Source organism: Pseudomonas sp. B707 (genome assembly GCF_022496685.1).
Taxonomy (GTDB): domain Bacteria; phylum Pseudomonadota; class Gammaproteobacteria; order Pseudomonadales; family Pseudomonadaceae; genus Aquipseudomonas; species Aquipseudomonas paraglycinae.
The window spans coordinates 83,625-97,175 of record NZ_WTVE01000005.1; the positions used below are offsets into that span (position 1 = coordinate 83,625).

12 protein-coding genes are annotated in these 13,551 nt (G+C 60.7%); 6 read left to right on the top strand and 6 right to left on the bottom strand.

Going from position 1 to position 13,551, the window contains the following annotated elements; translation table 11 throughout:
* Positions 1-42: 42 nt before the first annotated feature.
* Both macA and GQX66_RS01615 read left to right on the top strand, forming a co-directional pair.
* Entirely contained in the window at positions 43-1,191 is a 1,149-nt protein-coding gene (gene macA / locus GQX66_RS01610) for a macrolide transporter subunit MacA (protein ID WP_085748379.1), read from the top strand.
* A gap of 2 nt (positions 1,192-1,193) precedes the next feature.
* Positions 1,194-3,149, top strand: coding sequence for a MacB family efflux pump subunit (locus tag GQX66_RS01615; RefSeq protein ID WP_240865642.1), 1,956 nt, complete (start codon positions 1,194-1,196; stop codon positions 3,147-3,149).
* 65 nt (positions 3,150-3,214) lie between these two features.
* Here the strand turns inward: GQX66_RS01615 and GQX66_RS01620 are convergent, their stop codons facing one another.
* Complete coding sequence (locus GQX66_RS01620; RefSeq protein ID WP_240865648.1) at positions 3,215-3,985, bottom strand: helix-turn-helix transcriptional regulator; 771 nt, start codon at positions 3,983-3,985, stop codon at positions 3,215-3,217.
* A 255-nt stretch (positions 3,986-4,240) separates the two neighbouring features.
* Here GQX66_RS01620 and GQX66_RS01625 point away from each other — a divergent pair, with 255 nt between their 5' ends.
* The gene (locus tag GQX66_RS01625; RefSeq protein ID WP_085748376.1) at positions 4,241-4,468 is read left to right on the top strand and encodes a hypothetical protein; all 228 of its coding nucleotides are present in this window, start codon (positions 4,241-4,243) and stop codon (positions 4,466-4,468) included.
* 16 nt (positions 4,469-4,484) lie between these two features.
* On the opposite strand, the gene glcF is transcribed toward GQX66_RS01625, so the two are convergent.
* The 3 genes from glcF to glcD are packed head-to-tail and all read right to left on the bottom strand — an operon-like array spanning position 4,485 to position 8,269.
* Positions 4,485-5,702, bottom strand: coding sequence for a glycolate oxidase subunit GlcF (glcF, locus tag GQX66_RS01630; RefSeq protein WP_240865662.1), 1,218 nt, complete (start codon positions 5,700-5,702; stop codon positions 4,485-4,487).
* Positions 5,703-5,705: 3 nt separating this feature from the next.
* On the bottom strand, positions 5,706-6,770 hold the full coding sequence (gene glcE / locus GQX66_RS01635) for a glycolate oxidase subunit GlcE (RefSeq protein WP_240865664.1): 1,065 nt from the start codon (positions 6,768-6,770) through the stop codon (positions 5,706-5,708).
* Complete coding sequence (gene glcD, locus GQX66_RS01640; protein ID WP_240865667.1) at positions 6,770-8,269, bottom strand: glycolate oxidase subunit GlcD; 1,500 nt, start codon at positions 8,267-8,269, stop codon at positions 6,770-6,772. The genes glcE and glcD overlap by 1 nt, the downstream gene beginning before the upstream one ends.
* 350 nt (positions 8,270-8,619) lie before the next feature.
* Between glcD and GQX66_RS01645 the strand changes: the two genes are divergently transcribed.
* Both GQX66_RS01645 and GQX66_RS01650 read left to right on the top strand, forming a co-directional pair.
* Positions 8,620-9,747 carry a saccharopine dehydrogenase NADP-binding domain-containing protein gene (locus tag GQX66_RS01645; RefSeq protein ID WP_240865669.1) on the top strand — a complete coding sequence of 376 codons (1,128 nt, stop codon included), beginning with the start codon at positions 8,620-8,622 and terminating at the stop codon, positions 9,745-9,747.
* 2 nt (positions 9,748-9,749) lie between these two features.
* Positions 9,750-10,241, top strand: coding sequence for a DUF2269 domain-containing protein (locus tag GQX66_RS01650; RefSeq protein WP_240865674.1), 492 nt, complete (start codon positions 9,750-9,752; stop codon positions 10,239-10,241).
* Positions 10,242-10,295: 54 nt separating this feature from the next.
* Here the strand turns inward: GQX66_RS01650 and yghU are convergent, their stop codons facing one another.
* Together yghU and GQX66_RS01660 are read right to left on the bottom strand one after the other, a co-directional pair.
* Positions 10,296-11,135 (bottom strand): glutathione-dependent disulfide-bond oxidoreductase, encoded by an 840-nt coding sequence (yghU, locus tag GQX66_RS01655; RefSeq protein WP_240865688.1) that lies wholly within the window; start codon positions 11,133-11,135, stop codon positions 10,296-10,298.
* A gap of 166 nt (positions 11,136-11,301) precedes the next feature.
* Positions 11,302-12,147, bottom strand: a complete 846-nt coding sequence (locus tag GQX66_RS01660) for an AraC family transcriptional regulator (RefSeq protein WP_085748368.1) — start codon at positions 12,145-12,147, stop codon at positions 11,302-11,304.
* Between the two features lie 97 nt (positions 12,148-12,244).
* Here GQX66_RS01660 and GQX66_RS01665 point away from each other — a divergent pair, with 97 nt between their 5' ends.
* Complete coding sequence (locus GQX66_RS01665; protein WP_240865720.1) at positions 12,245-13,201, top strand: threonine dehydratase; 957 nt, start codon at positions 12,245-12,247, stop codon at positions 13,199-13,201.
* Positions 13,202-13,551: the final 350 nt, after the last annotated feature.

Here is a 13,551-nt window from a genome sequence, read left to right on the forward strand (position 1 = left end):
GCCGCTGGCCGGGCTCAACCCTGAACGGAATCGTGGTCATTTATGGAACAGTCGAAGTTGCGCAAAGTCGGTCTGGGAATCGCGTTGACGCTGGTGGCCGGGTTGGTGTTCTACACGGTGCAGGCGCCGGCCGAGGCACCGCAATACCTGACCGCCACGGTCGAACGCGCTGACATTGAAAACGCAGTGCTGGCCACCGGTTTGCTGGAGGGCATCAAGCAGGTGGACGTCGGTGCCCAGGTTTCGGGGCAGTTGAAGTCGCTGAAGGTCAAGGTCGGCGACAAGGTCAAGAAGGGCCAGTGGCTGGCGGAGATCGATCCGTTGGTGCTGCAGAACACCCTGCGTCAGGCACAGGTCGATGAGGAGAATCTGCAAGCCCAGCGCCGGGCGACTCAGGCTCAGTTGCGCCAGACCAAGGCGATCTACGAGCGTTATCAGAACCTGCAGGAGGACGCCTCGATCTCGCGGCAGGATTTCGAAACCGCGCAATCGAACTACGAAGTGCAGCAGGCCAATCTGTTGTCGCTGGACGCGCAGATCAAGAGCGCGCATATCCAGATCGACACCGCCAAGGTCAATCTGGCCTACACGCGGATCGTCGCGCCGATCGATGGCGACGTGGTGGGCATCGTGACCCAGGAAGGCCAGACCGTGATCGCCAACCAGCTGGCGCCGATCCTGCTCAAACTGGCGGACCTGGACACCATGACCGTCAAGGCTCAGGTGTCGGAGGCCGACGTCATTCACATCGCGCCGGGGCAGGAGGTGTATTTCACCATTCTCGGCGAGGACAAGCGGTATTACGGCAAGCTGCGCGGTACTGAGCCTGCGCCGCAGAACTTCCTCGAAACCCCGCCCGCCGGCACGCCGAAGCAGAACACGGCGGTGTTCTACAACGCGCTGTTCGAGGTGCCCAACCCCGATCACCGTTTGCGCATTTCCATGACGGCTCAGGTGCGGGTGGTGCTCGACACCGCCAAATCGGTGCTGACGATTCCGGTGGCCGCGCTGGGCCCGCGCAACAACGACGGCAGTTTCCCGGTGCGGGTGCTGGACGCCAAGGGCCAGGCGCAGTCGCGCAATGTGCAGACCGGGATCAACAACAACGTCAAGGTGCAGGTCAACGAAGGCCTGGCCGAAGGCGACCGGGTGGTGATCGGTGATCCGGTGACGAAAGTGGCAGGGGCATGAGCATGAGCGAACCTCTGCTGCAACTGACCGGCATCAGCCGCAGCTTCACGGCGGGCGACCGTGAATTCCTGGCGCTGAAGAATATCGACCTGACGATCCACGCCGGGGAAATGGTGGCGATCATCGGCGCCTCGGGCTCCGGCAAATCGACCTTGATGAACATTCTCGGCTGCCTCGATTACGCCACGGCCGGCAGCTACAAGATCAATGGCCGGGAAACCCGTGATCTGGACAGTCAGGCGCTGGCGGAACTGCGTCGTGACTATTTCGGTTTCATCTTCCAGCGCTACCACTTGCTGCCGCATCTGAGTGCGATGCACAACGTCGAGATGCCGGCGATCTACGCTGGCACGCCGGAGCCACAACGGCATGCTCGAGCCCGTGAATTGTTGGCGCGCCTTGGGCTGGAAGGGCACCTGACCCATCGCCCGAGCCAGCTATCGGGCGGTCAGCAGCAGCGGGTGAGTATCGCCCGCGCGCTGATGAACGGCGGCGAAGTGATCCTCGCGGATGAGCCCACCGGCGCCCTCGATACCACCAGCGGCAAGGAGGTAATGCGGATTCTGCTGGAGCTGCACGCGGCCGGACACACGGTGATTCTGGTGACTCACGACCCCAAGGTCGCGGCCAACGCCGAGCGCATCATCGAAGTCAGCGACGGTGAAATCCTCAGCGACCGGCGCAACGAGCGCGACACCACGGCATTGAGCAATGAGGACGCGGTGCCCAAATCCACGGCAGCGCGGCGTCTGGTGGCCAGCCTCGGGTTGTTCAAGGAAGCGTTCAACATGGCCTGGGTCGCGCTGATTTCCCATCGGATGCGCACACTGCTGACCATGCTCGGGATCGTTATCGGCATCACCTCGGTGGTGTCGATCTCGGCCATCGGCGAAGGGGCCAAGCGCTATGTGCTCAAAGACATTCAGGCCATCGGCAGCAACACCATCGATATCTATTCCGGCACCAGTTTCGGCGACAGCCGTTCGGCGGCCATCGAAACCCTGGTGCCGGCGGATGTGACGGCGCTCAACCAGCTGTACTACGTCGACAGCGCCACGCCGGTGGTCGGGCGCAATCTGTTGCTGCGCTATCGCAACATTGACCTCGATGCCCAGGTCAACGGCGTCAGCGATCTGTACTTTCAGGTGCGCGGAATCAAGATGGAGTCGGGCATCCCGTTCAGCGAAAACGATGCCCGACGCCAGGCGCAGGTGGTGGTGATCGATCACAACACCCGCCAACGGTTATTCGGCGAGGGAGTCGATCCGCTGGGGCAGGTGATCCTTATCGGCAACCTGCCGTGCACCGTTATCGGTGTGGCGGCAGAAAAGAAGAACATCTTCTCGGCGAGCAAGTCCTTGAATGTCTGGGTGCCTTATGAAACCGCAGCCGGGCGGTTATTGGGCCAGCGTTACCTGGACAGCATCAGTGTGCGGATCAAGGACGGCCAGCCGAGCAAGGTCGTGGAGGACAACGTCAACAAACTGATGCTGCAGCGCCACGGCACCAAGGACTTCTTCACCAACAACCTCGACAGCGTGATGCAGACGGTGCAGAAAACCAGCCGCTCACTGGCCTTGTTGCTGTCGCTGATTGCGGTGATTTCGCTGGTGGTCGGCGGCATAGGGGTGATGAACATCATGCTGGTATCAGTCACCGAACGTACCCGCGAGATCGGTATTCGCATGGCGGTGGGGGCGCGGCAGTCGGATATTCGTCAGCAGTTTCTGGTTGAGGCGGTGATGGTCTGTCTGCTGGGCGGGGCGATTGGAATTTCGTTGAGTTACGCCATCGGCCATTTGTTTTCGCTGTTCATCAAGGAATGGGAGATGGTGTTCTCGCTGGGCTCGGTGCTGACAGCGGTGTTCTGCTCGACGCTGATCGGCATCGTGTTCGGCTTCGTGCCGGCGCGCAATGCTTCGCGGCTCGACCCGATCGAGGCATTGGCGCGGGACTGAAAGGCAGGCATGAAAAAGCCGCCGTCCCTGACAGGGCGGCGGTTCTTTTACAGGCGTGCGAACAATCAGGCCGCGTTAGACGGGTCGCAGGCGGCCGGGCAGTCTTCAGGTGAATACATCCAGCGCATCAGCGAATGTCGACCGCTGATCCCCAGTTTGATGGCGGCACGCTTGAGGTAGCTCTCGACGGTGTTGACCTTCAGTTGCAGCTGCTCGGCCAGTTCCGGCGCGGTGCGGCCGGCAAGCAGGCCGACGCACACTTCCATTTCACGGTTGGACAGGCTCAGGCCCAGTTGCTGCACGCGCTTGCAGAAGCGCAATCGCAGGGTTTCCAGGCCTTGGAGCGATGCTTCGGTCGCTGCGGCTTGCGCCTCGGGATCCGCATTCGCCGGTTGCAGCGCGTGGATGTGCTTTTCCACCATCGGCAGCAATACCGGGGAGATGTCCTGTAACAGGCTGCGCTCCCGGGCGGAAAACCGCTTCGACGGCCCGCAGCGGTACACGGAAATCACATAACGGTAACCGTCCTTGCGTCGGGTCAGGTGCAACTGCGAAGCATCGGTGACCGTGGAGGGTTCGGGGGCGGGCACGTCGCTGTTGCCGGGATCGGTGCTCAGTTCGGAATACACCGTCTCGGCCGTCAGTGTCGCCTCTTTGGGGCATTCAGGATCGGTGCGCGGTTGCGCACGTCCGACCGGCTCCACGCGCATCTGCCGGATATGTGTGGCATCCACGGCCAGTTGGGTGAGGATCAGATCATGCAGCATCCGCGGAAAATGCCGGCTGCCGGTGCTGGCGATGACCTTGCCGATGTGAGGGAACAGATGTGAGTTCATGTGTTTCATCCATGAGTAGCAATGGGGGAATTGCGCTTTCCCGACTCTCCGGCTGATGTCCTTGGCCGGCGACCACAAATCGGGAAATTTGGATCCTATCCTAGTACAACGTTTGAGCGACCGTTTAATGAAGGGGTTATTAGCTCATAACGAACATTGAGTGCCGCAACCGCATCGCCTTCCACTCGTCGCATGTATCGAACGACGCAGAACCGAACCGGCTCTACCCGATGTCATCTTCGCGAGGCATTCGATATGTTCGATCAACGCAAAAAAGACTCCCTGTCGGCCTGGCGCAATCTGGCAACACAGTCTCGGGAGCAGCTCGACCCTCAGGATCAATACGATGAGTTGCTCAAGGGGGCCGACGAGATGCTGGAGCAGGGACTTATCAACGCTTCCGAGTGGCGACAGTTGGTGCGCGATGCAGGCCACATCTTTATCCGTCATGAAGACTTGTCTGCGCCACCGCTTGAAGGGTAGCAGGCACTCCGGACATTCAGCGGCAATGCGCGTCCACCAGTTCGATCCAGTGCCTGACGGGCGTGCGGCCGGCGCCATCGAGGTGTGCCTGACAGCCGATGTTGGCGGTGGCGATGATCTCGGGATGACCACTCTCCAGCGCAGCGAGTTTGTTGTCGCGCAGTGATCTGGCCAGCGCCGGTTGGGTGATCGAGTAAGTACCTGCCGAGCCGCAGCACAGATGGGCGTCGGGGACTGCAGTCAGGTCGAAGCCCAGTCGGACCAGCAACGACTCCACCACACCGCCAAGTTTCTGCGCGTGCTGCAAGGTGCAGGGGCAATGGAAAGCCACACGTTGATTGGCGTGGATGCCTAAGGATTCGAGCGGCTCTTCGCGCAGCACCTCAACCAGATCTTTTGCAAGCGCGCTGACGGCTTTGGCCTTTTCGGCATAAGTTGGATCGGCGCGAAGCAAATGCCCGTAATCCTTGATGAACGCACCGCAACCGCTGGCGGTCTGCACGATCGCCTCGGCACCCCGTTCGATGGCCGGCCACCACGCATCGATATTGTGACGGGCGCGGTCAAGGCCGGTGGCCTGGGCGTCGAGGTGATAATTCACCGCGCCGCAACAACCAGCCTCGCGGGCCGGGATCACGCTGATGCCCAGACGATCCAGCACCCGTGCCGCTGCTGCATTGGTATTGGGTGACAAACCCGGCTGTACGCAACCCTCCAACATCAGCACTTGCCTTGCATGGCGGATGTCGGGACGTGATGCAGGCATCACCGCGTTGCGTGGCAGTTTGTCTTGCAGGGCATCGGGCAGTAGCGCCCGGAACATCTGCCCGCCATTGACCAACCCTTTGAACAACCACGGATTGGGCACGATGTTTCGCAACCCTTCACGCAACAGGCGCTGTCCGAGCGGCCGCGGGACAGCTGCGTCGACCACTGCTCGGCCAATGTCGAGCAGGTTGTGATAGTCCACGCCGGAAGGGCAGGTGGTTTCACAGTTACGGCATGACAGGCAGCGATCCAGGTGTTGCTGGGTTTTCGCTGTAACTTCGTTGCCTTCGAGTACTTGCTTGATCAAATAGATGCGTCCGCGCGGGCCGTCCAGTTCATCGCCGAGCAATTGATAAGTCGGGCAGGTCGCGTTGCAGAATCCGCAATGAACGCACGTGCGCAGGATGCTTTCGGCCTCTTCGGCGCGGGGCAGTTGTCGGGCTTGCGGGCTGAGGGTGGTCTGCATGGCTCAAAGCTCCGCGTACTGACGCCCGGGATTGAAAATGCCCCGGGGGTCGAGTTGTCGTTTGAGTTGGCGGTGATAGTGCAGCAGGGCGGGCGCCAGAGGATGGAACGGCTCATCGATCAGGCCGTGGCTGTAGCAGGCCGCATGCCCGCCGACGTCTCCGACTACTTTGCGAATGGTCGCCGCTTCGGCCGTGGATTTGAGCCAGCGTTGCGCGCCGCCCCAGTCGAGCCACTGCTCGCCGGGCAGGTTCAGCGGCGGCGTGTTGAGCGGCACGGACAGGCGCCAGAGCGGTTGGTCTTCATCGAAGAAGCCCAGGCGTTGCTCGTTGAGGTCGGCCCAGAACGAACTGTCGATCAACTCGCCGCCAAGGCGATCATGGGCGGCCGCCACTGAACCTTCGCCACCCTCCAGACGCAAGTGCAATTGCCGGCCATCGTGACACGCGGCGCTGATCGGCAACGGTTGTTGGCCCCATTCGGCCAAACGCTGCAAAGCTTGTTCACCGGTCATTTCCAGGCTGAGGCTCAGGCACGCACGCGGTTTGGGCAGCACCTTGAGCGAGACTTCGGTGATCACCCCCAGCGAGCCGTAACTGCCTGCCATCAGACGTGACAAGTCATAGCCGGCAACGTTTTTCATGACTTCGCCACCGAAGCGTAGGTGCTTGCCATGACCGGTAATGATCCGCGTACCAAGCACGAAGTCGCGCACCGATCCCGACCAGGGCCGACGCGGCCCGGACAGGCCCGTGGCGATCATGCCGCCGACCGTGGCGTCATCGGCGAAAGAGGGTGGTTCGCACGCAAGCATCTGTTGCGAGGCGTCCAGCACGCTCAGCAATTCTGTTAACGGAGTACCGCAGCGTGCGGTGATCACCAGTTCGGTCGGGTCGTAGCTGACGATGCCGCGATGGGCGCGGGTGTCGAGAATCTCGCCACCGACGATGCGTCCGAGAAACGCCTTGCTGTTGGCCCCCTGAATGCGCAGCGGCGTGGCGCTTTCCAGTGCCCGGTTGACCTGTTCGAGCAACGCGGCGCTGTCATCGAAATCCTTGGTATCACCCATCAGAACCGCTCCAGCTCGGGGAAGGGCAATTGCCCGTGGTGTACGTGCAGGGCGCCGAATTCGGCGCAGCGATGCAGGGTCGGAATGTTTTTGCCGGGATTGAGCAGGCCGCCGGGGTCGAAGGCTGCTTTTACGGCGTGGAACAGGGTCAGCTCATCACGGTTGAACTGCGCGCACATCTGGTTGATTTTTTCCCGGCCCACGCCGTGTTCACCGGTGATGCTGCCGCCAACCTTCACGCACAGTTCGAGGATCTTGCCGCCCAGCGCTTCGGCACGTTCCAGTTCGCCGAGCTGATTGGCGTCGAACAGAATCAGAGGATGCATGTTGCCGTCGCCAGCGTGGAATACATTGGCGACCCGTAAGCCATATTCGGCTGAAAGCTGCGCAATCGCGTGCAGTACGCCGGGCAATTCGCGGCGCGGGATGGTGCCGTCCATGCAGTAATAGTCCGGAGATAACCGTCCTACGGCGGGGAAGGCATTCTTGCGTCCGGCCCAGAATCGCACGCGCTCGGCCTCATCCCGGGCCTGGCGCAGCTCGGTGGCGCCGGCGCGTTCGAGCACTTGCCGGACCCGCGCGCAATCATCGTGGACATCGGCTTCAACGCCATCGAGTTCGCAGAGCAGAATCGCTTCGGCGTCTACCGGATAACCGGCGTGGATGAAGTCTTCGGCAGCGCGGATCGCCAGGTTGTCCATCATCTCCAGGCCGCCGGGAATGATGCCGGCCGCGATAATGTCGGCCACTGCGCGACCGGCCTTTTCCACGGAGTCGAATGCCGCCAGCAGTACTTTGGCAGTCTGGGGTTTGGGCAAGAGTTTGACCGTGACTTCGGTGATGACGCCGAGCAGGCCTTCGGAGCCGGTGAACAGTGCCAACAGGTCGAAACCGGGGGAATCCAGCGCGTTCGAGCCCAGCGTCAGATGTTCGCCATCGACGGTAAGAATCTCGACCTTGACTAGATTGTGCACGGTCAGACCGTACTTGAGGCAATGCACCCCGCCGGCGTTTTCCGCCACGTTGCCGCCGATGGAGCAGGCGATTTGCGAGGAAGGATCAGGCGCGTAATACAGCCCGAACGGCGCAGCGGCCTGGGAAATCGCCAAATTGCGCACGCCGGGTTGAACCCGCGCGGTGCGGGCTTCGGGGTCGATGTGCAGGATATTGTTGAAGCGCGCCATTACCAGCAACACGCCTTTCTCCAGTGGCAGGGCTCCGCCGGACAAACCGGTCCCGGCGCCTCTGGCCACCACCGGAACCCGCCGCTCATGGCAGATCCGCAACACGCCCTGAACTTCATCGATGTGCCGTGGCAGTACCACCAGCAACGGCGTGGTGCGATAGGCGGAGAGGCCATCGCACTCATACGGCTTGAGTTCTTCAAGCTGATGCAGGACTTCAAGATCCTGCCACTGGCGCTGCAGGGCTTGCAACAACGCGGCTTTGTCGACGTCGGGCAAAACGCCGTCGACCTGTTCGTCGTAGAGAATGTTCATGATCGGTGGACGACCCTCCGTTGTCGTTATTCGAAGTCGGTGCCGTTTTCTATCATTGGGCCGCTGACCCCGAGAAGTAAAGCGTAGCGGCCGTTGGTCCGTTGTCCCGCGTGCTCCTGTAATATGCGGCGTTTCACTCCGACGAGATGAAAATCGAGGCAAGGATCAGAAACTGCGGCAGCAATGCCGCGCCTTGATCGGGCGTTGTCGGTGACATCCTTGACGCTCTACGCGGCGCTCGCCTCCCGCGCCAAGGGCGTGTTGACCCGGCCTGCGCTGTCCCGCTGGGTCAGTCGCGTAAGTAAAAGATGTCCGACTGAAATCAGTCATCCATTTCAAGGAAGTATTGCGTGGCACTCAGGGTTTTAGTGGTTGGCGGTTACGGAAATTTCGGCAGCATTGTCAGCCGGCATTTGATTGAGATGCCGGACATCGAGCTGGTGATCTCCGGCCGCGACCCGCAGAAATTGGTGCGCAAAGTCGACGAGCTGAAAGCCCGGTCGGGCGTTGTCTGCGAGAGTTGGTGCGGCAACGCGATGGGGGACGGGTTTGAAGCGGCTCTGAAATCGATGGGCATTCAACTGGTCATCCACACCGGCGGCCCGTTTCAAGGGCAATCCTATGCGGTCGCCGAGCGCTGCATCGACGCGGGTGTGCATTATTGCGACTTGTCCGACTGCAGAACCTTCGTCAACGGCATCGAAGCCCTCGATGCCCGCGCGAAACAGGCCGGCGTGGCGATTCTCAGCGGTTGCAGTTCGGTGCCGACACTTTCATCGGCCCTTATCGATGAACAGCGGCATCGCTTCTCCCGCATCGATTCGATCGAACATGGTATTTCCTCGTCGGCGAAAATGCCGGGCCTGTCGACGGTTGAAGGTGTTCTGGCCTACGCCGGCAAGCCGATCAGGCAACTCAGGAATGGCCAGGTTCATGAGGTGGCAGGCTGGCTGGATCTGACGTTGCGCAGGATGCCTCAGTTGGGCGTTCGGGTGCTGGCGAACGTCGATGTTCCGGACATGGATATCTTCGAAAAACGCTACGGCGCACGAACCTTGAGTTTCAAGGCCGGCGCGGGCCTGAAGCTGGGTGGTGTGGCCAACGGTCTGTTCGCCCTGGCCCGCAGGTTTGGTGCGTTTCGTGATCATGTTCCCTGGGCGGCGCGGCTTCATCGCTGGGGTACCTGGTTCGAGCGATTCGGTGATGGCAAAAGCGCGATGTATATCGACGTGACAGGACTCGGTATCGGCGGAAAACCGCTGGCCATGACGGTGCAGCTCACCGCCCGGAATGACAAGGGACCGGAGATCCCGAGCTGCGCAGCCGTTGCCCTGGCCGCGAAAATCGCCCGGGGATATCGGCCCGAGGCTGGCGCACGTCCCTGCGTGGGCGAGATCACTGTCGCTGAATACATGGCGGCCATCAACGATCCGCAGAATCTGAGCCTGTCGATGCATTTCTCTGACGGGCAGAACTGACCGTGCTCTATCTGTGCCTCAAATACATTCACATCATCGCCGCGGTTTTTCTGTTCGGATTCGGCATGGGCTCCTACCTCTACCTGATCGCCGCGAGCCGTACAGCCAACCCTCTGGTGATCGCTCACGTGGCGAGAATGGTCGTACGGTTCGACGCCTGGATCACCACGCCGGCGGGCTTTATCCAGATCGCGACGGGTTACGGGTTGACCAGGCTTGCCGGACTGCCCCTGACCACGGAATGGGTGCTGACCTCCTTGATCATTTTCCTGTGTGTCGGCTCGCTCTGGTTGCCGGTACTGGTGCTTCAAAAGCGTTTGCACGTGATGGCTTCGAGCGCGGTCGAGACCGGGGCAGGGCTCGCTGATGAGTACAGCTGCGTGTACCGAAAATGGTTCTGGATGGGGATTGCCGGATTTCTGGGGATGTTCGTGATCGTGCTGCTGATGGTTACGAAGATGATGCCGGGGCAGTGGGCCAACCTGTTGGTGTAGCGAACGCAACGCCCGATAAATCCGCACCGGGCGTCGCGTCGTATCAGGCGAAGCTCAATCCAGATCGCTTGCTTGATGTCGCTCAGGAACCTGGCTCGCTTCATCGCCCCACGTCCGGTTGATGCGCTGGCCACGAATCACCGCAGGCCGTTCGGCAATCTCTTGCGCCCAGCGTTGCACGTGGGTGTATTCGTGAGCAGAAAGGAACTCGGCGGCGGAGTACACGTTGTTGCGCACCAGTTGTCCGTACCATGGCCAGACCGCGATGTCGGCGATGGTGTAGTCGTTGCCGGCGAGGTAGGGGCTTTCACTCAGGCGGCGATCAAGCACATCCAGCTGGCGCTTGGTTTCCATGGTGAACCGGTTGATCGGGTATTCGAGCTTTTCCGGCGCATAGGCATAGAAATGCCCGAAGCCACCGCCCAGGTAGGGTGCCGAGCCCATCTGCCAGAACAGCCAGTTCAGGGTTTCGGTGCGTCCCGCCAGGTCGGTGGGCAGGAAGGCGCCGAATTTTTCCGCCAGATAGAGCAGGATCGAGCCGGATTCGAAGACGCGAATGGTCGGTTCTACACTGCGATCCAGCAGCGCCGGAATTTTCGAATTGGGGTTGATCTCGACAAAGCCGCTGGAGAACTGGTCGCCCTCGTTGATGCGGATCAGCCAGGCGTCGTACTCGGCGTCGGTGCGTCCGAGCGCCAGCAACTCCTCAAGCAGGATGGTCACTTTCACGCCGTTGGGCGTGGCCAGTGAATACAACTGCAACGGGTGTTTACCGACCGGCAGCGTCTTGTCGTGCGTCGACCCGGCAATCGGGCGATTGATGCTGGCGAACTGGCCGCCGGACGGAGCGATGTGTTTCCAGACCTTGGGTGGTGCGTAGGGCGCCTTGCTCATGAAACGGACCTCATCGGTTGCATGCCGGAATGGAGTGAGCCGGACGGTGAGCGTGCCGGGCTCTTGTCGAACAGGACACCACAGACGGGCGTTTGAATGCCACTGGTTGTTCGCTGAAATGGTTTGGGTAAAGACATGCCGGGCAGCTGCCGGGTGACCGCTTCTTCTATATAGAAGAATGTTGTTTGTCGGTAACAGAGCTATGGCGCGAATCTGTGCGCAATTGCGCCGGACTCACGCCGAGGCGCTGTTTGAAGGCTGTGGTCATATGCGCCTGCGAGTTGAAACCGCAGGCGAGGGCGATCTGCGAAAGACTGTCCGTTGTATCGCGCATTGACGCTCGGGCTTTGGCCAGTCGTCTGTCGATCAGGTAACTGTGGGGGCTTTTGCCGGTTGCCTGCTTGAAGGCACGCATGAAGTAACCCTCGGACAACTCCAGCAATTGCGCCATCGCCGGGACGGCGAGCGGGCTGCCGAGACCGGCGTCGATGAATTCATCCAGCAGGCGCATGCGGCTGCTGGTGATCGAGCCTGGAGGCGACACCGCTTCATGACCTTCGACCCGTCCCGCCAGACCGAGCGCCCAGCGTTCCCAGTCATCATCCAGAGAGGCTTGCAGCAGCGCACTGCGCATTCGCGACGCGAGGTGAATGGCCTGCGGGTCGATGCGATTGTTGAACGCCCGGTCACCCGCCAGTGCTTTGCCGTCGGTGCGTATCACTCGCAGGTACTCGCCGCCCATGGGCGACTCGGACAGCACGTCACATCCAGCCGGAACAAACGCCAGGCCATTGGGCATCGCATCGAAGGGGCGTATCCGGTCAGTACCAATCGCGTGCACGCCGTGCTGGCTGTCGAAGGCAAAGCCGATCGCTGACTGGGTCGCCACGTACCGCGCCGAGTAGGCTGCGCCCGGCAGCAGTTCGATCGCCCACGGACCGGCCTCGATACGACGTATCGGTTCAGCGACGGTTATGGGGTGGCGCCGGTTTCGATGGTTCATGAGCACCATAGTAGAGAAGAGGTCGGATAAAAGTCAGGTCAGTTTTTTGAAAGCCGACGCGGTGCGTCCGTGCCTAGACTGGACCAAAGTCCAAGGAGCTACCTATATGCACGCATTCACTCGCGACGATATCGAAAACGCTGCCCGCCAGGTTTACCAGGTGATGCCAGCCACCGCCCAGTACCGTTGGCCGTTGCTGGCCGAGCGGTTGGGCTGCACTGTTTGGGTCAAGCATGAAAATCACACGCCGACCGGTGCCTTCAAGGTGAGAGGTGGTATTACCTTTATGCACTGGTTGCGGCGTGAACATCCGACAGTCAAAGGCATCGTCTCCGCGACGCGTGGAAATCACGGTCAGAGTCTGGCGCTGGCAGCGGGGGCCGTGGGCCTGAAAGCGCTGATTGTGGTGCCGCAGGGCAATTCGCTGGAAAAGAACAACGCCATGCGTGGCTTTGGTGGTGAAGTGGTCGAATACGGGCGCGATTTTGACGAGGCCCGTGAAGAGGCGGCGCGCCTGGCGCAGGAGCATGACCTTTTTCTGGTGCCGCCGTTTCACGTTGAACTGGTCAAGGGCGTGGCGACCTATGCGCTGGAGCTGTTCGGTGCGGCGCCGGATCTGGATACGGTGTACGTGCCCATCGGTTGCGGATCAGGGATCTGTGGTGTCATTGCTGCTCGCGACGCACTAGGACTGAACACTGAAGTGGTGGGCGTGGTGTCGACGGAGGCCGCGGCTGCCAAGCTGTCGTTCGAAGCAAATGTGATCTGCGAAACGGCGTCGGCGAATACCTTTGCCGATGGCCTGGCTGTGCGCAAGCCGATTGCGCAGGCGTTCGACGTCTATAAGGAAGGGGCGGCGAGGATCGTCTCGGTCAGCGAAGGCGAGATTGCCGAAGCCATGCGTGTGTATTACACCGATACCCATAACCTAGCAGAGGGTGCAGGCGCCTCAGCGTTGGCTGCGTTGATGCAGGAGCGTGGGAGGATGGAGGGGAAGAAGGTCGGGGTGATTCTGTCCGGGGGGAATATTGATCGGTCGGTGTATGCGAAGGTGATTGGTTGATTTCTGGCGGGCTCGGCATTCAGTGACAGCTATACATTCGCCTCTATATAGAAACGGCCTTTTTCCCTCTCTTGATAGAAAACGCAAATTAAGGGTTGACGGCAGATTCTGAGTCTCTATAATTCGCCCCACTTCCGGCGCAGTCGAAACGGAAAAATCCTTGAGATTCAATGAGTTAAGTAGGTTTCGACGGCGGGTCGCTTCAGTTCATCGAAGCCTGGGAGGAGTTGGAAATGCCGGTTTGTCTGGCGCTTTCAACGGTTCGATCTTCTCGGTCGAAAGCGGAGAAAAGAGGTGTTGACAGCAGCGTGTAACGCTGTAGAATTCGCCTCCCGCTAACGAGAGATCGG

Excerpts from the sequence above, each read along its gene's own strand:
- GQX66_RS01665 (WP_240865720.1), top strand. The coding sequence starts at position 12,245 with ATGCACGCATTCACTCGCGACGATATCGAAAACGCTGCCCGCCAGGTT.
- glcD (WP_240865667.1), bottom strand. The coding sequence starts at position 8,269 with ATGAACATTCTCTACGACGAACAGGTCGACGGCGTTTTGCCCGACGTC.
- yghU (WP_240865688.1), bottom strand. The coding sequence starts at position 11,135 with ATGAGCAAGGCGCCCTACGCACCACCCAAGGTCTGGAAACACATCGCT.
- GQX66_RS01620 (WP_240865648.1), bottom strand. The coding sequence starts at position 3,985 with ATGAACTCACATCTGTTCCCTCACATCGGCAAGGTCATCGCCAGCACC.
- GQX66_RS01615 (WP_240865642.1), top strand. The coding sequence starts at position 1,194 with ATGAGCGAACCTCTGCTGCAACTGACCGGCATCAGCCGCAGCTTCACG.
- GQX66_RS01660 (WP_085748368.1), bottom strand. The coding sequence starts at position 12,147 with ATGGTGCTCATGAACCATCGAAACCGGCGCCACCCCATAACCGTCGCT.
- macA (WP_085748379.1), top strand. The coding sequence starts at position 43 with ATGGAACAGTCGAAGTTGCGCAAAGTCGGTCTGGGAATCGCGTTGACG.
- GQX66_RS01625 (WP_085748376.1), top strand. The coding sequence starts at position 4,241 with ATGTTCGATCAACGCAAAAAAGACTCCCTGTCGGCCTGGCGCAATCTG.
- glcF (WP_240865662.1), bottom strand. The coding sequence starts at position 5,702 with ATGCAGACCACCCTCAGCCCGCAAGCCCGACAACTGCCCCGCGCCGAA.
- glcE (WP_240865664.1), bottom strand. The coding sequence starts at position 6,770 with ATGGGTGATACCAAGGATTTCGATGACAGCGCCGCGTTGCTCGAACAG.